The sequence below is a fragment of the Pedococcus sp. P2_F6 genome, from assembly GCF_056403675.1.
The window spans coordinates 263,587-282,388 of sequence record NZ_JBFUEZ010000003.1 but is presented as its reverse complement, the minus strand read 5'-3'; the positions used below and the strand labels follow the sequence as shown (position 1 = coordinate 282,388).

Genomic DNA, 18,802 nt, shown 5'->3' with positions numbered 1-18,802 from the left:
GGGTTCAGCGCCGCCCGCTGACAGTCGCGGCTGGGCTCTCGCCCGTCTCGGCAAGGGCGTCCGCGATCATCTGGTGGCCGTGCTCCTCGAACTCCGCGTCGCCGACCTGGTGCGCCCACACTGCGGTGCCGACCGCCTCCCGGACCCGGTTGCGACGCCACCCGGCCGCCTCGCGTGGATCGCGGCCGTAACCCTCCAGGAACGCCGCCTCGAGGGCAGCGTCCCCGCGGAACTCCCGCGCCGCCATGCGCGTGAAGTCCGACATGGCAGGCCGCAAGGCAGCCCGGCCGAAGTCGATGACGCTGACCAGCCCCTCGTGCACGATCCAGTTGCGCGGCTGCCAGTCGCCGTGGGTTGGCACGAGCACCGCGGGCGCCTCCGGCCACGTCGCTATCTCGTTTCGCAGCGCCCTCTCCACGTCTGGGGCGATCCGATGCGGTTTGTCGAGCCAGGCAAGCGACTTCGCGTTCTCCGCCGCCTCGTACCCCCAGTCGCTCACGGACGACTGCGAGTGCAGCAGGGCGAGCAGCTCACCGGCCTGCCGGTATGCCGCGGGGTCGCGGGCGCTGTCCGTTCCCTCGACCAGTTGGCCGGGCAGGAAGTGGGTCACAAGGAGGTTCGCGGCCGCGTCGTGGTGAATGAGTATCGGTGCCCGGCCGCGAGACGTCCAGGGCTCCAACCAGTGCAGGTGTGCGTGCAGCTCGCGAGTCATGTGGTGGTCGTCCGGCCCTCCGGCCTTGACGATGAACCGGTGCGCCTCGTGGGTAACCTCCAGCACGACACGGTCGACCAGACCCCAGCTGTGGTCGCGCTCGACGACCGCGCCGGGTAGCAACCGGTGGAGCAGCGTCCGCTGGTCGGGGGTCAGTTTCGCGATGCCGGACGCCATCCGGCGATCGTAGACAAGCGCCAGCGCCAGGTCGCCGCTTCGCGCGTAGACTCGACGAGCAAGGCTGCCCCGGACCCGGTGGCGTACCACCACGGCGCATCACCACCGGGAGTCCGTCATGAGCACCCTTCCCAGTCCCGTGTCCTCGACGGCGGACGCCCCTCGACGGCTGTACGCGGACGTGAATGCGGCCGTGCGCGCCGCAGGACTGATGGATCGGCGGCTCGGGTCCTACGCCGGCCACTTCGCGTTCAACCTCCTCGGACTCCTCACCGTGGTGGCCGCGATGGTGCTCTGGCGCAACTCGTGGTGGCTGATCGCGTGGGCGGCGGTGCTGGCGGTGGTGTCGGTGCAGATCGGGTTCCTCGGTCACGACATCGCGCACCGTCAGGTCTCGCGCAGGGCCAGGACGGCCACCCTGCTCGGTCTGCTCCACGCCAACCTGCTCAGTGGGCTCAGCTACGGGTGGTGGGTCGACAAGCACAACGCCCACCACGCGCACCCCAACGACCTCGACACCGACCCCGACGTGCGTGCCGGAGCCCTCGTGTTCGACGTCAGCCAGGCGGTCGGACGCCGGGGGCTGGCCGCGACGGTCACGAGGTACCAGGCGTGGCTCTTCTTCCCCATGCTCACCTTCGAGGCCGCGAACCTCTATGTCGCCGGCCTCCGCACGCTGGTCCGCCCGGGTTCCCGTTACCGGACGACCGAGATCCTCCTGATCGGCTGCCACACGCTGGCCTACGTCTCACTCGTGGCGGCCACCATGACGTGGGTGCAGGGTCTGGTCTTCGTCACCGTCCACCAAGGGCTTCGCGGTCTCTACCTCGGCGTGTCTTTCGCCCCCAACCACAAGGGAATGCCCGTGCTCTCCAGGGCCGACGAGGCGGACCCGTTCCTGCGCCAGGTGCTCACGTCCCGCAACATCCGCGGTGGCCCGGTGGTCGACTGGGCCCTGGGCGGGCTGAACTACCAGATCGAGCACCACCTCTTCCCGAGTATGCCGCGGGCGAACCTTCCCCGGGCGCAGGTGATCGTGCGCTCGTTCTGCGACCGCAACGGCGTTCCCTACGTCGAGGCCTCTGCGCCCTCCTCGTACGCGGACGTCGTTCGCCACCTGCATGCCGTCGGCGCCTCGTTGCGCGAGCGTGCCTGAGCCTGCGGACTTCAGCGACCTCAGCGACTTCAGCAACCTCAGCGGGCGACGACCAGGCCGAGCCAGTCCGCCAGGTCCTCGATCTCGGCGTCGACCGCGGACCGCAGCCCGGCAGGGAACGGCTCGTCCTCGTGGACCGCAGCGATCCGCAACACCCCCGCCGCCAGGTCGGCGGTGGCGTCGACCTTTCCGACCAGCCGGTCGGCGTGCAGGATCGGCAGCGCCCAGTAGCCCCACCGGCGTTTGGCAGCCGGCTTGTACATCTCGAGCTGGTACTCGAACTCGAAGAGCTCGGTCATCCGCTTGCGGTCGAACACCAGCCGGTCCAGTGGGGACAACAGCACAGTGCGTCCGGCGAACGGCTCGTCGAGGCGCTCCAGCTGCCGCGGGTCGACCCGCCAGGGCCCACGCAGGCCCTCCACGAAGACCACCTCGCCGACCTGGCCCACGTCGTTCGGCTCCCCGGAGACCTCGACTGCCTTCTCGCGGGCCAGCCCGATTGCGGCCAGTCGCCGCCGGGCGCGCTCCCCAAGGGCCTCGTCCACGGGCACGGCCCTGGTGTCGGGGAAGACCCGCCTGGCCAGGTCCCACTGCCGTTCGCGCCCCTCGCGGCTGGCCACGGCCACCTCGCCCCGGGCCTCCATGAAGTCGAGCATGCGCTGGGTGTTCTTGTTGTTGGTCCAGCCGGTCGACCGCCACGGCACGACGCACGAGTCCGGCAGGTGTCGCGCCGCGAGGGGTGCCTCGGACTCGAGCTGCTCGAGGATGTCGAGGCGGCAGTCGTCGTTGGCCGACACCCACTCGGCGACGTCCATCTGCCAGTCGCGAAGCGGTTCGGGGCCAGGCCACTGGGCCATCTCCGCGCGGTAGAGGGAGATGTCCTCCGCTGGGCGCAGGAACCCCCTCAGCTCGACCACCGCCCGCTCCTGGAACAGCTCGTCGAGGTCGCCCACGGCGTAGCGACCGCCGAGGCGGCTCCAGCACACCAGGTCCGCGCTGGGCGCGACCGCCGCCGTCAGGTCGACCTGGACCGCCCCCAGGCGCCGCACCACGTCGAGCAGGTCTGTGGGCCGCGGTGCGTCGAGCAGCTGCGCCCGCACCGCGATGCGTCGCGCCTCGGCGCGGGACAGCACGATGTCGCCCATCAGCCTCGGCCGGACTCCAGCGCCAGCCGCCGCTTCAGGATCTTCGCGAGGTAGTTCATCTGCGCGACGTGGGCCGAGTCACCGTCGCTCTGGAGCACCGCCGGGCCCTGCGCGTCGGTGATGATCGCGACGGCATACCCGTCGACGATCCCCATCTGTCGGGTGACCGTGTTGCTCCGCAACCAGCCTCCCTTGAAAGGGCCGGCGCCGATGGTCCCCAGGCCCCACCGGTGCGCGGAGATCGGTCGCATCGACGACAGCAGGTAGGCGCTCGCAGCCCTGGACACCACTCGCCCCGCGCTGAGGGCGGCCATGAACCGGACCTGTTCGCGGATGGTCCACAGCATCCCGCCCTGGGAGGTGTCGGGGGCCACGGTCCGGGTGTCGCCGATCGACCGCAGGACCCTGGTGATGGCTGCGCCAGGGCTTCCCGGGATCGCGTCACGCAGGGCGACGACCGCGTTCGCGTCGGAGGCGGTGAGGGCGGCGGTCACCCAGCGCTTCTGCTGCGCGGTGGCCCTGGCCGGGTCGCCGTCGCACACGGTGTCGAGGAAGGCGGCGACCACCAGCACCTTGGACGTCGACCACGCCTTGTAGCTCGACACCGACCCCTCGACGGTGACCTTGCCCGGGTTGCTGAGCGGGGCGAACGCGAAGGCGTCGTTGGGGTCCCCCGCGAGGCTGGTCCGCAGCGCGCCCGACGGCGCAGGGGAGGACGGCCTGGTCGACCGGGGTGGCTTCACCGCGGGTGCCTTGGTCTTCGGAGCGGCCCGGGTCGCCGTGGTCGTCGTGGAGCTCGTGGTCGTGCTGCTCGTCGAGGGCAACGTCGTACTGGTGGACGTCGTGCTGGCGGAACTCGTGGTGGCCGCGCGCGGCGCCTCCTCGGTGCCAGCGCACGCGCCGAGCGCGAGGCAGGCCACTGCCAACCAGACCGGGTGCCGCATGGTCACCGAGGGTAACCCGGCCGCCTCCCAGCGCGAACCACCTGTGGGACCTGCATCGCGAACGCCGACGTGGCGGCGGCCGAGCCATCAATCGAGTTGGTGCGGCCTGACCGGGCCGGACATGATCGAGCCCATGACGTCGAAGGCGCAGAACTATCCGGACATGTGGGTCGACCCCGAGGACGACCCCCGCGAGGCGGCCAGCACGTCGGCCGGCACGACGGCGGGGATGTCGGCGAGCGACGAACGCAGCGTCCTGGTCGACTACCTGCGGCACTTCCGGATGACCTTCGAGATGAAGTGCGACGGCCTCGACGCCGAGCAGATGGCCCGACGGTCGGTCGAGCCGTCCACCATGTCCCTGCTGGGGCTGCTCCGGCACCTGGCTGCGGTCGAGCACACCTGGTTCCGGATCACGATGGCCGGCGAGGTCGTGCCGCGGCTGTGGGGCAAGGACGACGACCGCGACGCCGACTTCGACGGGGCCGTGGCGGACGACGAGGTGGTGGCCGAGGCCTGGCGGTCATGGCGCGAGGAGGTCGCCCACGCCGAGGCGTTCGTCGACGCAGCCGAGTCCCTCGAGCTGATGAGCACCCACCCCACCCGCGACCCGATCTCGTTGCGAGAGCTGCTCGTCCACCTGATCGAGGAGTACGCCCGGCACTGTGGTCACGCCGACCTCATCCGCGAGCGGATCGACGGCCGGACCGGCCAGTAGAGCGCCTGCGGCGCCTGCCAGGGCACGGCCACGCCGGGAACGCATAGCCTGTGCAGCGTGAGCACTGAGGCCGCACCGCCCGAACCGACGACCGTGCACGACGCGGTGCAGAGGTATGCCGCGATGCAGCCCGAGCTGCGCGTACCCACCGAGCAGTTCGTCTCGCTCGTCACCTCGCTGCTCGACGACGCCGGCATCAACTACGTCAGCGTCACGGGACGCACCAAGTCCGTGGCCTCCTTCGCCGCCAAGGCCTCGCGCACCGTCGACGGCGAACCCGAGTACGCCGATCCGCTGACCGAGATCACCGACCAGATCGGCGTGCGGGTCGTGACCTACCTGCACGGCGACGTTGACGCGGTGGCCGGGCTGCTGTCCGACGCGTTCAGCGTCCTCGACGACCGCGACATGGGACGCGAGACGGCCCGGCAGGGCCGGTTCGGCTACTCCAGCCGCCACCTTCTCGTGGCGGCGGACCCCGTGAAGGGCGTGCCCGCGGCATACGAGGTGCTGAAGGGGCGCAGCGCCTCGGTGCAGGTGCGCACGATCCTCCAGCACGCGTGGGCGGAGTTCGAGCACGACGTGCGCTACAAGGGCACGATCCCCGCGGAGCACGTGCCCGACCTCGATCGCCGGTTCACGCTGGCCGCGGGGCTGCTGGAGCTCGCCGACCGGGAGTTCTCCGAGATCCGCGACACCCTTCAGGTGACGATGGGCGGCCAGCGGCTGACGGCGGACGAGGACGACCCGCGGATCAGCGCGTCGGACCTCGCGACCTTCCTCGCCGGCCAGTTCCAGGAGGCCGGCTGGTCGCGCACCGACCACTACGCCTGGATCTCGGGGCTGCTGCTCGAGCTCGGCATCACCTCGCTCGACGAGCTGTCCGGCCTGCTGTCGTCGATCGACCTGGAGGGCATCAACGCCCGGATGGGTTACCGCTACCCGGCCGGCGTGGTCCGCCGCCTGGACGACGCGCTGCTCGCGGTCTACGGCTCGCGCTACCTCGCCCTCCACGGCAACGCGCACCGCGAAGCCGCCCTGCGGACCAGGCTGGAGAAGCTCCGCGCCGTCTGAGCCGAGGCGGTTGTCCGCTCAGAGCCGGTCCAACAGCGCTCGGGCCTCGCCCAGGCGGTCGCGCTCACGTTCGAGCAGGGCACGCCGTTCGGCGCTCTTGTCGCCCTCCTCGGCCAACCGGCGGGCGGCCAGCACGTCGAGCTCGGCGCTCGTCCACTCGACGCAGGCCTGGAGGATCTCGGGCCCCTCGCGCCGCCACTGGCCGGCTCGGGCCTCGAGCTCGGACAGCCGACTTCGCGCCTCCTCGAGCTCCCGGTGGTACTCGTGGGTCAACCGCTCGTGGGCCAGCGCCCCGACCGTGCCCTCCGTCCGGGCCGCGTCCAGCCGGCGCTGGTAGCCCTCGATCGCCTGTACCTGCGCCCGGGCCTCGCCGAGGTCGTGGACCAGCTCCGGCAGCAGGACCGAGGCGGCCACCCTCAGCTGCACGATCCGTGCGTCTTCCGCGGGCACCTGGCCGGCCAGGCTGCGCAGCTCGGCCATCTCCAGCTCGAGGAACAGCTCGAGCTGACCCACCTCGTGCGACAGCCGGGCCACCTGGCCGGGCAGCAGCCGGGCCTTGTCGCGCACCTCGAGGAACGGGTGCAACACCCATTCCCGCAGGTCACCGGAGCGATCGGTCGTGCGGTGCTGCACGTCCTTGAGGCGCCGTTGCAGCGTGCCCGAGAAGCCTGAGGGCGCGTCCGGCCGATCGGTCTCGGCGGACTCGGGCTCCACGGCACCGAGGTCGACCTGCAGGATCGCGTCGACGACCTGTCCGAGCTGCGCCACGCGGCCGAGCACAGCCTTCCACGCCGCGGTGCGCCACCGGATGTCGTCCAGGACCTTGAGGTCCTTGCGGACCCGCGTGGCGTCGATCACGCCCTCCCGGGTCTGCCGCTGCTTCTCCGCGAGGTCGCTGACGCGGTCCAGCTCGGCAAGGTAGCCCTGGAACTCGGTGGAGGCTGAGGTGACGAAGTCGGTCCAGGTGCTGAGCGGCACCCCGGTCTGCTGCTTGACGTACTGGCTGGCCAGTACCTTGACAGCACGCAGCGCCCCCGCGATCGGGAGGCCGATCAGGCCGAAGCCGGCCAGGGACTGGCCGCCGCCCCCTCCGGGGCCGCCGCCATGGGTCACCACCCCCAGGGCAGCTTCCAGCGCCTCGAGCGTCTCGGCGACCTCCTTGCAGTCGGACTGCACGACGTCGACCGTTCGTCGCAGGGCCACGAAGCTCGTCTGGACCGCCACGGCGTCGCGCACGCTGAGCACGTTTCCGGTCACGGTTCCCGTCGTGTCCACCGTCATCGCCCCCTCAGCTGCCCCGGCCGTGCGGGTGCCTGTGGTTGCCGCCCGATGGGGCGGACGACGGGCGGTCGGCTCCCACTAGCCATGTTTTGGATTGTCCTCGCCCGCTCGATCCTGTCATCGGTCATTTGGACGAGGGGGGCGGCGGTCGAGCGGGCGTCGTCCAGCGCCTCCTGCCGACACCTGACGCTGTCACCTGCCGGGGCTAGTCTGCGAAGCATCCCTCCCTTCTCACGCAGGAGCGCGTCATGGCCTCGATCCTCAACCCCTACATCTCGTTCCAGGACAACGCCCGGCAGGCGTTGGAGTTCTACCAGGAGACCTTCGGCGGTGAGCTGACGGTGAGCACCTTCGGGGAGTACGGCGACCCCAGCCAGCCCGGTGCCGACGGCATCATGCACGGCAACCTCAAGACCCCCGCCGGCTTCACCATCATGGCCGCCGACACCCCGCCCGGCATGGACTACACCCCCGGCACCAGCATCTCGGTCAGCCTCTCCGGCGAGGGCGACGACGGCGACGAGTTGCGTGGCTACTGGGACAAGCTGTCGGCCGACGGCACGGTCTCGGTGCCGCTGGAGAAGCAGATGTGGGGCGACGAGTTCGGCATGTGCACCGATCAGTTCGGCATCGGCTGGATGGTCAACATTGCCGGGACGCCCGCCTAGAGTCCCGGCGCGGACCCGTGGCCAGAAGTGGGTCTAGGGGCGGAGCCAGGCCGTTGCGTCGGTGGGAAGCAGCCCGTCCTCCAGAGGGATGCTCGACAGCAGCACGCGGTCCACGGGCAGCTCGACCGGAATGCCTGAGAGGTTGGCGACGCAGCGCAGCGCCTCACCGCGCTCGAAGTCGAGGACGTCAGGTGCCGACTCGCGCCACGCGAGCTCCTCGCCATCGAGCCCTCCGGTGTCGCGGCGCAGTCGCAAGGCTTGGCGGTAGAGCGCCAGCATCGATGTCGGGTCGCCATCCTGCGCCTCGACGGTGAGCTCTCTCCACGACTGCGGCTGCGGCAGCCATGGCGTGACGCCGTCGGGGGAGAATCCGAAGGGAGGCTCCTGCCCGCTCCATGGCAACGGCACCCTGCAGCCGTCTCGTCCGCGCATCTCGCCGCCGCTGCGCAGGAACATCGGATCCTGGAGCACCTCGTCGGGCAGGTCGTCGACGTTGGGCAGGCCGAGCTCCTCTCCCTGGTAGATGTAGGCACCACCCGGCAGCGCGAGCATCAGCATCGCGGCTGCCCGTGCACGCCGCGTCCCCAGCGCCAGGTCGGACACCTCGCCCTCACCGTCGCTGATGAAGTACGAGCTTGTCGTCGGCCGGCCGTAGCGGGTGACCGGACGGATCTCGTCGTGGCTGGTCAGCACCCACGTGGAAGGCACGCCCAGCGGCGCGCACGACGACAGCGTGTCGTCGATGACCTGGCGCAGCGGCCCGGCCTCCCACGGCCCCTTGAGGTAGGGGAAGTTGAAGGCGGTGTGCATCTCGTCGGGGCGCAGGTAGGCGGCCAGCCGCTCCGGCGTGCTGACGACGGCCTCGGCGACGAACGCGCGGTCACCGTCGTAGGTGTCGGCGATAGCCCGCCACCGCCGGAAGATGTCGTGCACCGTGTCGACGTCCCAGTGCGGGTTGTCGTCCCAGTCGACGGTGCGGAACTGCAGCACCCCGCCGTAGTCGGCGTCGGGCAGCCCTGCCTTCTTGGACATGGCGGGCGCAGCGTCGATGCGCAGTCCGTCGACCCCGCGGTCGAACCAGAACCGCAGCACGTCGTCGAAGTCGGTCAGCACTGCCTCGTTGCTCCAGTCGAGGTCGGGCTGTTCGGGGGCGAACAGGTGGAGGTACCACTGCCCCGGCGAACCGTCCGGCTCGACGATCCGCGTCCAGGCCGGCCCGCCGAACGCGCTGATCCAGTTGTTGGGGGGCTCGCCTCCATCGGCACCTCGGCCGTCGCGGAAGAAGTAGCGCGCGCGCTCCGGCGACCCCGACCCGGCGGCGAGGGCCGCGAGGAACCACGGGTGCTGGTCGGAGGTGTGGTTGGGGACGAGGTCGATGATGACCCGCAGGCCGAGGGCGCGGGCCTCGCTCAGGACGGCGTCTGCGTCCTCGAGGGACCCGAACATCGGGTGTATGCCGCGGAAGTCGCTGACGTCGTAGCCTCCGTCAGCCATCGGCGAGGGAAACCACGGCGAGATCCAGAGCCCGTCGACCCCGAGGTCGGCGAGGTAGGGGAGCTTGGCCCGCAAGCCCTGGAGGTCGCCCTCCCCGTCGCCGTTCCCGTCGGCGAAGCTGCGCGGGTAGACCTGGTACATCACAGCGGAGCGCCACCACGGGGACGGCTCTGGGTCGACTGCCACAGGCTGAACCTACTGGCTCCGAGCAGCTTCCGACAGGGCACGCGCAGCGGCGCCCGACCCGTGGGTCGGACGCCGATGTCGTGGAGGTCGCAGGCCCGCGACGAGGGCCGTGGGGCCTCGTCAGTGGACCACCACAGGCGGCACTCCTTGTTCGTCGAGCAGGTGCGACTTCTCCTGCTTGCGTGGCAGGAAGTACGCCGGGATCAGCGTCAGGCTCACCAGGATCGCCGCCCACCAGTAGGTGTGGGCGAACGCGCTCGCAGCCGCGACCGGTGCCTGCGCTGGGCTGGACGGCGGGTTGTCCTTGAGGGCGTTGGTCAGGACCACCGAGAACAAGGCCACGCCGACCGAGCTGGCGATCTGCTGGGTGATGTTGAGCAGCGTCGACCCTCGCGCGACCTCGTGGTGCGTGAGGGTCTTGAGCGCGGTGGTGAAGATCGGCATCATCGTGCCGCCCATGCCCAGCCCCATGACGAACAGCACCGGGATGAGGAAGCCCCAGTGCGAGGAGTCAGCCTCGATCTGGGTCAGCGCGAACATGCCGCCGATGATGAGCACCAGTCCGAAGGGCACGATCCGCCCGACCGGGAACTTGTCGACCAGGGTGCCGGCGATCGGCATGGTCAGCATGGCGCCGACGCCCTGCGGGGCGACCAGCCAGCCTGCGTTCAGCGGCGTCTCGCCCTGGACCTGCTGGAGGAACTGGGGCACGAGCAGCAGCCCGCCGAAGAACGACGCCGCGAAGATGAACATCGTGATGACCGAGACCGTGAGGTTGCGGTTCTTGAACAGTCGAAGGTCGAGCAGCGGGTGCTTGGGCCGGAAGCTGTAGAGCACGAACGCGACCATCAGGGCCAACCCGACGAAGCCCGGGACCAGCACCTTGGCGTGGCCGATGCCGCCCTCACCGGGGATGGACGAGACGCCGTAGAGGAAGAGTGCCAACCCGGGGCTCATCATCAGCATGCCGACGAAGTCGAACGACTCGGACGGCTGGGGGTTGTCCTTGGCCAGCGCGAGCCCTGCGTAGACCAGGGCAACGAGCCCGATCGGGGCATTGATCAGGAAGATGTAGTGCCAGCTGAAGTGGTCGATCAGCCAGCCACCGAGGATGGGGCCGAAGATCGGGCCGAGCAGCATCGGCACGCCGAGGATGGCCATCAGGCGGCCCATCCGGGCGGGGCCGGCGGCGCGGGTCATGATCGTCATGCCGAGCGGCATCAGCATCCCGCCGCCGAGGCCCTGGAGGACGCGGAAACCGATCAACATGCCGATCGACGTCGCCGCAGCGCACAGGACCGAGCCGAGGGTGAACAGCAGGATCGCGAGCATGTAGAGGCGCTTGGTGCCGAAGCGGTCGGCCGCCCAGCCGGACAGCGGGATCACCGTCGCGAGCGCAAGGGTGTAGCCGGTCACCGTCCACGCGACGGTGGAGTAGGCGAGTGGCTCGCCGCCGAAGGCCGTCTGGAAGGTGCGCAGCGCGACGTTGACGACGGTGATGTCGAGGATCGACATGATGGCCCCGAGGACGACGACGCCAGCGACCTTCAGGACGGCGGCGTCGATCTTCTCGGGGTAGACGACAGGTGTCGTGGCAGGTGCAGACACTGGGGGTCCTCTCGGGAACGGATGTGAGTCGTCGCGCTTCCCCCGCAACGGTGCGTGACGCAGGAAAAATCCTAGACCTGCGTACTGACAGCCCACACACCCTTTTTGCGGGCGCGGCATCGGTGCAGGTGGGAGGGTTGGCCGGTCGTTGTCGACCGACCCTCGGCCGGTCGTTGCCGACCGACCGTCAGGCGTTGCCGGCCGCCTCGAGGGCGGCGATGTCGAGCTTGTGCATCGTCAGCATCGCGGCGAAGACCTTGGCGGCGCGGTCGGGGTCGCCACTGGCGATCTCGTCCCAGTTCTCCGGCACGACCTGCCAGGACAGGCCGAACCGGTCCTTCAGCCAGCCGCAGGGACCTTCCTCGCCGCCGTCGGCGGTCAGGGCCTCCCAGTACTGGTCGATCTCGGCCTGGTCCTTGCAGTCGATCGTGATCGAGACCGCCTCGTCGAAGGTGAACTGTGGCCCGCCGTTCAGCGCCACGTAGGGCACCCCGTCGAGCTCGAAGCCCACCGTCAGCACCTCACCGGCGCGATCACCACTCCCCTCCGGATAGCGGGCGATCGTGCCGATTGTCGAGTTGGGGAACACCGACGTGTAGAACTCCGCGGCGTCCTGGGCCTGTCGGTCGAACCACAGGCAGACGTACTGGCGTGGCATGACGTGCTCCTTCCGTGTGCCGGCGCGGGTGCCCGCGTCCTGCAGGTGTTGACCGCCGCCGACGTCCGAACTCATCGGCGGGTATGCCGTAGCGTCGCCACCGTGGCCCCGTCACCTCCGTCGCTGCTCAGCGCACCGCGCGCCGACGCGGACGTCCCGGCCTACTGGCGGGCCCTCGGGCTGCCCGGTCTGGCCGACATCCACGTGCACTTCCTGCCCGAGCCGATGCTCGCCAAGGTGTGGGCCTACTTCGACGAGGCCGAGCGGAACTACGGCCAACCGTGGCCGATCCACTACCGCGATGACGAGGCGACCCGCCTCGAGACCCTCCGGGCCCTCGGTGTCCGGGCCATCCCGGCGCTCGCCTACCCGCACAAGCCCGGCATGGCGGCCTGGCTCAACGACTGGTGCGCCGACTTCGCCGCGCGGGTCGACGGCGCCGTCCACTGCGCCACGTTGTTCCCCGAGCCGGGGGTCGGCGAGCAGGTGGAGCGGTCCTTGGACTCGGGAGCACGGCTGTTCAAGATGCACGTCCAGGTGGGTGGCTACAGCCCGGACGACCCGCTGCTCGACCCGGCCTGGGACGCGCTGGAGCGGGCTGGTGCTCCGGTCGTGCTGCACGCCGGGTCGGCCCCCAAGGAAGGCGCCTACACGGGACCCAAGGCGGTCGCCGCAGTCCTGGACCGGCACCCCGAGCTGACCCTGGTCATCGCACACCTCGGGATGGACGAGTACGACGCCTTCGCCGACCTGGCCGAGGCCTTTCCCCGCGTGCACCTCGACACGACGATGGCCGGCACCGACTTCAGCAACCAGTTCGCGCCGTTGACCCCTGCCTACGTGGAGCGCCTCGCCGCCCTCGGTGACCGCGTGGTGCTCGGCACGGACTTCCCCAACATCCCCTATCCCTACGCCCACCAGATCGAGGCGCTGCACCGTCTCGATCTGGGGGATGAGTGGATGCGAAAGGTGTTGTGGCACAACGGTGCACGCTTGCTCGGACTGGAGGACCAGGTTGCCTGACGAGACTCCCGTGTCAGACCGGCTCGCCACCGCCATGCAGAGCCTGTATGCCGCCGCGCCCGACGAGTTCATGGCGGCCAGGTCCGCCCTCGTCGCTGCGGCGAAGGCGGACGGCGACGCCCCGGCCGCGACCGAGATCGGCAAGCTCCGCAAGCCCAGCCTCGCGGCCTGGGCAGTCAACCTCGCGGCGCGCACGGTGCCGGACGTCGTGTCGGCGCTGACCGACCTCGGCGTGACGATGCGGGCCGCGCAGTCGCGGATGGACACGGGGTCCCTCACCGCCATGCGCGGCGACCGTGATGCCGCGGTGGACGCGTTCGTCCGCGCGGCGTCCGACGCGGTCGGTGCATCTGGCCGCAGCCTCAGCGCGGCAGCCCAGCAGGACGTCCGGGCGACGGCGATCGCCGCGCTCGCGGACGAGCGCGCGTCCGCCGCCGTGACGTCCGGTCAGCTCACGCGGGCGTTGTCCTACAGCGGTTTCGGCGAGGTCGACCTGGCCGAGGCCGTGGCGCGTACGGCCGGGGGAGCGATCCTGACCATCCTCCCGGGCGGTCGTGGCGGGGGATCGGGCAGGGGATCGGGCGCCCGTGACGCCGACTCCACCGACAGCGCGGGACAGGACGGGCAGGACGGCGAAGGCAGTGACAGCGACGAGCCGCCGTCTGCCGAGGACCTCGAAGAGGCGCTGGCCGTGGCCGAGCGCCAGCTGGCCGAAGCCCAGGCCGCCGTCGACGCGGCACGCGAACGGGCGGAGGAGACGAGGGAGCGGCTGGCCGTCGTCGAGCGCCAGCTCACCAAGGCCAGGGAGGCCGACGAACGCGCGCTGGAAGCGGTCACCGACGCGGTCCGGGCGCGCAAGAAGGCCGAGGCCACGCGGCATACCGCGGAGCTGGCGCTGGACGACGCGCGCGGCCGCGACTGACGTCCGGCCGGCGAGCAGGCCCTGGCGCCGCTCGGGTCACCACCCGTGCGTGCCGGGTCCGCCCTTGAAGGGGCCGACGACGCGGTCGGTGATCCACCCGCCGTAGAAGCCTCCGGCCTGGGGGCGGACCACCTCGCCGTCCACCACGCACCGGTCCACCTGCCCGGGCATCACCGCCACGGCATCCGTGAGCACCTCGAATCCCGGCGTCGGTCGCGGGTAGGACCACCCCGCGCGTGGGGCGACCACCCCGCCCGCGACCAGGTCGAGGTAGGACGCCTGACCTTTCCACTCGCACCACGACGATCCCCCGGTGGGACGCAGGGCTCCGTCGACGAAGGCGTCGCGCGGCAGGTAGTAGGTCGGGGGGTGGCTGGTCTCGAGAACGCGCCACGACGCCGTGGTCCACGCGATCCGCAGGCCACCGAGCCACACCTCGACGGTCTCCGCGCTGGGTTCGACCCGGGGCGGTCGTGGGTAGTCCCAGACCGACTCCTGCCCGGGTGAGCCGGGCGAGGTGGGTTCAGGCGTGGGTCGTGGCATGACCTCACGCTAGGGCCCCGAGCCCGGGAGCGGCGCTCGGCGCCTGCGGGTACGTTGGGCGGACGGTGGTGGCACACGGAGGTGGCAGATGGCAGGCAAGCAGACGGGCATCGACCCCGAGGTCCCCCCGAGCGGGGACGGTTGCGTGGAATGCCTTGCAGCACAAGGGTGGTGGGTGCACCTTCGGAGGTGCGCCCAGTGCGGCCACATCGGCTGCTGCGACACCTCGCCGAGCCAGCACGCGTCGCACCACTACGAGGAGACGGGCCACCCGGTGATCCGTTCGTTCGAGCCCGGGGAGGACTGGTTCTGGAACTTCGGTGAGGAACGCGGCTTCCGGGGTCCGGACCTGGCCGCCCCACTGCACCACCCGCTGGACCAGCCCACTCCCGGCCCTGCGGGCGCCGTGCCCGCCGACTGGCAGCAGCACGTCCACTAGGTGCGCCGACTGCCGTGGTGACGTCCCGAGGGGGTCGATCGGCTCAGGGTTGACCCTGAGATGACTAGTCACGTTCAGGGGTTCATCTAGGTATGTTGCCGGATGTGGTGGGTGCCCCGTTCGCGGGACGGTTTCAGGTATGGCCCTCCACACCGAGCTGCTCCCGCCGACGGCGCTGACCGCACCACTGCGGCCGCTGACCGCGCGGGTTCGGGTCGCCCGCCGCCCGCCGGGGGGCGGTCGCGGCGGGAGGGGGGCCGCCAAGCTGCTCGTCTCCGGTGCCCTCGCCACCGGAATCGTGGCCCTCGCCCTGCCCAAGGTGGCGGGTGCCCAGTGGGTCGACATCGCCACCGTGCTCAAGAGCCTGTCGATCGGTCAGCTGGCCGTCCTCGCACTGGTGTGGCTCGCGGGGCTGTGGGTGCACACCCCGGCCCTGACCGCCGCGATGCCCGGGTTGTCGCACCGCCGGGCCCTCATGCTCAACCTCACCGGTTCCTTCGTCTCCAACCTGCTCCCCCTGGGCGGCGCCGCCGGCACGGTGGCCAACTGGCGGATGGCTCGGTCGTGGGGCTTCGAGTCACCCGCCTTCGCCCGCTGGGCCGTGCTGACCAACCTGGTCGACACCCTGCTCAAGTTCATCCTGCCCGGTCTGGCGCTGTGCTGGCTCGGGGTGGCCGGCGTCGAGGTGTCCAGCAGCGTCAGTACTGCGGCCTACCTCGGCCTGGGTCTGCTCACCGGCAGCGTCGCCGCCGTGTGGCTGGTCGCGCGTGACGACCGGGCCGTGCGCTGGCTGGGCCGCCTCGCCGACCGCGTGGTCGCGCGGGTGCGGTTCCTCCCCGTCGCCGACGAGGGGTATGCCGAGCGTGCCGCGTCGTTCCGCCGCGAGAGTGCCGGGCTGGTGGCCGCCGGCTGGGGACGGATGGTCGGTGGCAAGCTCGCGTATGCCGCGCTGCAGGCCGTGCTCCTCTGGGCCTGTCTGCGCGTGGTCGGGGCCGACGTGCCCCCCGCCGTGGTCGGGGCAGCCTTCGCCGTCGAGCGCATCCTCACGATGGTGGCGATCACGCCCGGTGCGACCGGCATCGTCGAGCTCGGCATGACCGGGGTGCTGGTGGCCTTCCACGGCGAACCGGCCGTTGCCGCGGCGGGTGTGCTTCTCTACCGGGCGTTCATCTTCGGCATGGAGATCCCGGTGGGCGGGCTGTCGATGCTGGCCTGGTCGCTGCGCCGGCGCAGCCTGGCCCTCGCCGCCTGACTCACGCTCCGACCCCGCGAGTTTGAAGGATCAGACGGGTCCTGGTGCGTCGGATCCTTCAAACACTCGGCGCCGGCCGCGGACCCCAGCGCCCGTCCCTCGCCTCACGGTGTGGTTCGTCAGGCAGAGCGCTCGAGGAGGAAGGCGAGCACGGCGGCCTGGGTCCGCAGCCGCCCGGCATACTCCCCGAGCCCGCCAGCCTCCGACTCCTGGGCGGCGTGGACGCGCTCCTGGCGCTCGCCCTCGACGATCTCGCGCACCTCCTCGGGCGTCAGTTCGCGGCGAGGCGCCTCCGTGGCACCCACCCCGACCGCTGCTCCGGCGATCGGGCCCTCAGTGAGCGCAGAGGCGTCGTCGACGGGCACGGCTTCGGCATTCGCGATCGCGGCGAGCGCCGAGCGGACGACGTCGACGGTGTCCTTGTCGCCGACGCGCATCGCGGGCAGCAGCGAGGACTGCAAAAGGGCTCGCAGGTCGGCGCTCACGACTCGATCCTGCCACCTGCCCTCTCAAGCAAAGGTTGCTGCAGGGGGTTGCTGCAGGGGCGGGCTGCAGGGGCGGGGCGGGATGAGCACCGAGGTATGCCGCGTGGCCGGCTCAGGGGGCGGTGGCCTTGAAGCCGCGCAGGCGCAGGCTGTTGGTCACGACGAAAACCGAGGACAGTGCCATGGCGGCGCCGGCGATCATCGGGCTGAGCAGGCCCATGGCAGCCAGCGGGATCGCGGCGACGTTGTAGGCGAAGGCCCAGAAGAGGTTGCCCTTGATGATGCCGAGCGTGCGCCGGGCCAGCCGGATCGCGTCCGGGGCCGACCGGAGGTCCCCGCGGACCAGCGTGAGGTCGCTCGCCTCGATGGCCACGTCGCTCCCGGTGCCCATGGCCAGGCCGAGGTCGGCCTGGGCCAGGGCTGCCGCGTCGTTGACCCCGTCGCCGACCATCGCGACCGTCTTGCCTTGCGCCTGAAGGCGTTTCACGACGTCGACCTTCTCCTGGGGCAGCACGTCGGCGATGACGTCGTGGATGCCGACCTGGCCCGCGATCTCGCGTGCGGCGGCCGCGTTGTCACCGGTGAGGAGGATCGGGTGCAAGCCCAGCGCCTTCAGCTCGGCAACCGCCTCGGCCGAGCTCTCCTTGACGGTGTCGGCGACGACCAGCACCCCGCGGGCGACGCCGTCCCAGGCGACCACCACGGCAGTGGCGCCGCGCTGCTGGGCCGAGTCCACGGCATACGCGAGCTGGTCGGGGACGGGGACGGACCAGTCGGTGAGCAGGCGAGGCCGACCCACCACGACGGCGTGGCCGTCGACGGTGCCCTGGACCCCGAGGCCCTCGGCGCTCGCGAAGGCCTCCACGGCCGGGACCCTGCCGGCCTCGCGTGCGGCGGCCGCGATGGCGCGGGCGACGGGGTGCTCCGAGGCGTCCTCCAGCGCCCCCGCCAGGCGCAGCACCTCCACAGCGTCTTCGCCGTCGGCGGGCACGACCTCGGTCAGGGTCATCCGCCCCGTGGTGACGGTGCCGGTCTTGTCGAGCACGACCGTGTCGACGCGACGGGTCGACTCCAGGACCTCGGGGCCGCGGATGAGCAACCCGAGCTGGGCGCCGCGCCCGGTGCCGACCATGAGGGCCGTCGGGGTCGCGAGGCCCAGTGCGCACGGACAGGCGATGATCAGGACCGCGACGGCAGCGGTGAAGGCTGCGGTCCAGCCGCCGCCGGTGGCGACCCAGACGAGGAGGGTGCCGGCGGACAGGACGATGACGACGGGCACGAAGATCCCGGACACGCGGTCGGCCAGTCGCTGTACGTCGGCCTTGCCGTTCTGGGCGTCCTCGACGAGCCTGGCCATCTGCGCGAGCTGGGTGTCCCCGCCAACCCGGGTGGCTCGCACGACGAGTCGGCCGCCGGCGTTGACGGTGGCTCCGATGACGGCGTCGGCGGGGCCGACCTCTGCCGGCACCGACTCGCCGGTGACCATCGACGCGTCGACCGCGGAGGTGCCCTGCTCGACGGTGCCGTCGGTCGCGATCTTCTCCCCCGGCCGCACGACGAAGCGCATGCCCACGGCCAGCTGGTCGACCGGAATGAGCTCCTCGCGGCTGGTGTCGCCTTCCTCGCGGAGGACGGCGACCTCCTTGGCGCCGAGCTCTAGCAACGCTCGCAGCGCTGCGCCCGAGGCTCGCTTTGCGCGCGCCTCGGCGTAGCGACCGGCCAGCAGGAAGGCGGTCACCCCTGCGGCGGCTTCGAGGTAGATGTTGTCGGCGCCGTCACCACGCTCGAGGGCGAACCGGAAGGCGTGGGTCATGCCGGGGGTGCCGGCAGTGCCGAAGAACAACGCGTAGACGGACCAGCCGAACGCGGCCAGGGTGCCGACCGAGATCAGGGTGTCCATGGTCGACTGGCCGTGCCGGAGGTTGGTCCAGGCCGCGCGGTGGAACTGCCAGCCACCCCAGAAGACGACCGGTGCCGCCAACGTGAGCGAAGCCCACTGCCAGTAGCGGAACTGCCACGCCGGGACCATCGCCATCAGCACGACCGGCAGGGCCAGCCCGACGGAGACGAGCAACCGGTGGCGCAGAGCAGCAATCGGGTCTGGCTCCGTGCTCGCTGCCTGGTCGGGCTCGGCGACGGGAAGGGTGGCGGTGTAGCCGGTCCGCTCGACGGTCTCCAGGAGGTCGTCGGTCGTGACGTTCTCGGGGAAGGTGACCTTGGCCTTCTCGGTGGCGTAGTTGACCGTCGCGGTCACGCCGTCGATCTTGTTGAGCTTCTTCTCGATCCGGGTCGCGCACGAGGCGCACGTCATGCCCCC

General features: G+C 71.1%; 18 protein-coding genes. 8 read left to right on the top strand and 10 right to left on the bottom strand.

Going from position 1 to position 18,802, the window contains the following annotated elements:
* Positions 1 to 4: 4 nt before the first annotated feature.
* Positions 5 to 889 carry a phosphotransferase gene (locus AC1DWP_RS09300; RefSeq protein WP_477614182.1) on the bottom strand — a complete coding sequence of 295 codons (885 nt, stop codon included), beginning with the start codon at positions 887 to 889 and terminating at the stop codon, positions 5 to 7.
* A 118-nt stretch (positions 890 to 1,007) separates the two neighbouring features.
* On the opposite strand from AC1DWP_RS09300, the gene AC1DWP_RS09295 reads away from it, so the two are divergent.
* Entirely contained in the window at positions 1,008 to 2,045 is a 1,038-nt protein-coding gene (locus AC1DWP_RS09295) for a fatty acid desaturase family protein (protein ID WP_477614181.1), read from the top strand.
* A gap of 38 nt (positions 2,046 to 2,083) precedes the next feature.
* Here the strand turns inward: AC1DWP_RS09295 and AC1DWP_RS09290 are convergent, their stop codons facing one another.
* Entirely contained in the window at positions 2,084 to 3,190 is a 1,107-nt protein-coding gene (locus AC1DWP_RS09290) for a DNA glycosylase AlkZ-like family protein (protein ID WP_477614180.1), read from the bottom strand.
* A complete protein-coding gene (locus tag AC1DWP_RS09285) occupies positions 3,190 to 4,134 on the bottom strand; it encodes a serine hydrolase (protein WP_477614179.1) in 945 nt (314 codons plus the stop codon). Before AC1DWP_RS09285 ends, AC1DWP_RS09290 begins: the two co-directional genes overlap by 1 nt.
* Positions 4,135 to 4,267: 133 nt before the next feature.
* On the opposite strand from AC1DWP_RS09285, the gene AC1DWP_RS09280 reads away from it, so the two are divergent.
* Together AC1DWP_RS09280 and AC1DWP_RS09275 are read left to right on the top strand one after the other, a co-directional pair.
* Entirely contained in the window at positions 4,268 to 4,852 is a 585-nt protein-coding gene (locus AC1DWP_RS09280) for a DinB family protein (protein ID WP_477614178.1), read from the top strand.
* A gap of 57 nt (positions 4,853 to 4,909) precedes the next feature.
* The gene (locus AC1DWP_RS09275; RefSeq protein WP_477614177.1) at positions 4,910 to 5,926 is read left to right on the top strand and encodes a GTP pyrophosphokinase; all 1,017 of its coding nucleotides are present in this window, start codon (positions 4,910 to 4,912) and stop codon (positions 5,924 to 5,926) included.
* Between the two features lie 18 nt (positions 5,927 to 5,944).
* Here the strand turns inward: AC1DWP_RS09275 and AC1DWP_RS09270 are convergent, their stop codons facing one another.
* Positions 5,945 to 7,201: a hypothetical protein gene (locus AC1DWP_RS09270; protein ID WP_477614176.1), complete on the bottom strand. Its 1,257-nt coding sequence runs from the start codon at positions 7,199 to 7,201 to the stop codon at positions 5,945 to 5,947.
* Positions 7,202 to 7,455: 254 nt separating this feature from the next.
* Here AC1DWP_RS09270 and AC1DWP_RS09265 point away from each other — a divergent pair, with 254 nt between their 5' ends.
* Positions 7,456 to 7,875, top strand: coding sequence for a VOC family protein (locus tag AC1DWP_RS09265; RefSeq protein WP_477614175.1), 420 nt, complete (start codon positions 7,456 to 7,458; stop codon positions 7,873 to 7,875).
* A gap of 33 nt (positions 7,876 to 7,908) precedes the next feature.
* Here AC1DWP_RS09265 and AC1DWP_RS09260 read toward each other — a convergent pair whose 3' ends face one another.
* The 3 genes from AC1DWP_RS09260 to AC1DWP_RS09250 all read right to left on the bottom strand — a co-directional run bounded on the left by AC1DWP_RS09260 (position 7,909) and on the right by AC1DWP_RS09250 (position 11,821).
* The gene (locus AC1DWP_RS09260; RefSeq protein WP_477614611.1) at positions 7,909 to 9,510 is read right to left on the bottom strand and encodes a glycoside hydrolase family 13 protein; all 1,602 of its coding nucleotides are present in this window, start codon (positions 9,508 to 9,510) and stop codon (positions 7,909 to 7,911) included.
* Positions 9,511 to 9,675: 165 nt separating this feature from the next.
* A complete protein-coding gene (locus tag AC1DWP_RS09255; protein ID WP_477614174.1) occupies positions 9,676 to 11,163 on the bottom strand; it encodes a DHA2 family efflux MFS transporter permease subunit in 1,488 nt (495 codons plus the stop codon).
* A gap of 187 nt (positions 11,164 to 11,350) precedes the next feature.
* Complete coding sequence (locus AC1DWP_RS09250; protein ID WP_477614173.1) at positions 11,351 to 11,821, bottom strand: VOC family protein; 471 nt, start codon at positions 11,819 to 11,821, stop codon at positions 11,351 to 11,353.
* A 102-nt stretch (positions 11,822 to 11,923) separates the two neighbouring features.
* Here AC1DWP_RS09250 and AC1DWP_RS09245 point away from each other — a divergent pair, with 102 nt between their 5' ends.
* Positions 11,924 to 12,844, top strand: coding sequence for an amidohydrolase family protein (locus AC1DWP_RS09245; RefSeq protein ID WP_477614172.1), 921 nt, complete (start codon positions 11,924 to 11,926; stop codon positions 12,842 to 12,844).
* 10 nt (positions 12,845 to 12,854) lie between these two features.
* Positions 12,855 to 13,766 (top strand): hypothetical protein, encoded by a 912-nt coding sequence (locus AC1DWP_RS09240; protein WP_477614171.1) that lies wholly within the window; start codon positions 12,855 to 12,857, stop codon positions 13,764 to 13,766.
* A 36-nt stretch (positions 13,767 to 13,802) separates the two neighbouring features.
* Here AC1DWP_RS09240 and AC1DWP_RS09235 read toward each other — a convergent pair whose 3' ends face one another.
* Entirely contained in the window at positions 13,803 to 14,309 is a 507-nt protein-coding gene (locus AC1DWP_RS09235; protein ID WP_477614170.1) for a DUF427 domain-containing protein, read from the bottom strand.
* A gap of 88 nt (positions 14,310 to 14,397) precedes the next feature.
* Between AC1DWP_RS09235 and AC1DWP_RS09230 the strand changes: the two genes are divergently transcribed.
* Both AC1DWP_RS09230 and AC1DWP_RS09225 read left to right on the top strand, forming a co-directional pair.
* Positions 14,398 to 14,748, top strand: a complete 351-nt coding sequence (locus AC1DWP_RS09230) for a UBP-type zinc finger domain-containing protein (protein WP_477614169.1) — start codon at positions 14,398 to 14,400, stop codon at positions 14,746 to 14,748.
* A 139-nt stretch (positions 14,749 to 14,887) separates the two neighbouring features.
* The gene (locus AC1DWP_RS09225) at positions 14,888 to 16,000 is read left to right on the top strand and encodes a lysylphosphatidylglycerol synthase transmembrane domain-containing protein (RefSeq protein ID WP_477614168.1); all 1,113 of its coding nucleotides are present in this window, start codon (positions 14,888 to 14,890) and stop codon (positions 15,998 to 16,000) included.
* Positions 16,001 to 16,119: 119 nt separating this feature from the next.
* Here AC1DWP_RS09225 and AC1DWP_RS09220 read toward each other — a convergent pair whose 3' ends face one another.
* Together AC1DWP_RS09220 and AC1DWP_RS09215 are read right to left on the bottom strand one after the other, a co-directional pair.
* A complete protein-coding gene (locus AC1DWP_RS09220; protein ID WP_477614167.1) occupies positions 16,120 to 16,485 on the bottom strand; it encodes a hypothetical protein in 366 nt (121 codons plus the stop codon).
* 112 nt (positions 16,486 to 16,597) lie between these two features.
* A complete protein-coding gene (locus AC1DWP_RS09215) occupies positions 16,598 to 18,796 on the bottom strand; it encodes a heavy metal translocating P-type ATPase (protein WP_477614610.1) in 2,199 nt (732 codons plus the stop codon).
* Between the last annotated feature and the right edge of the window lie 6 nt (positions 18,797 to 18,802).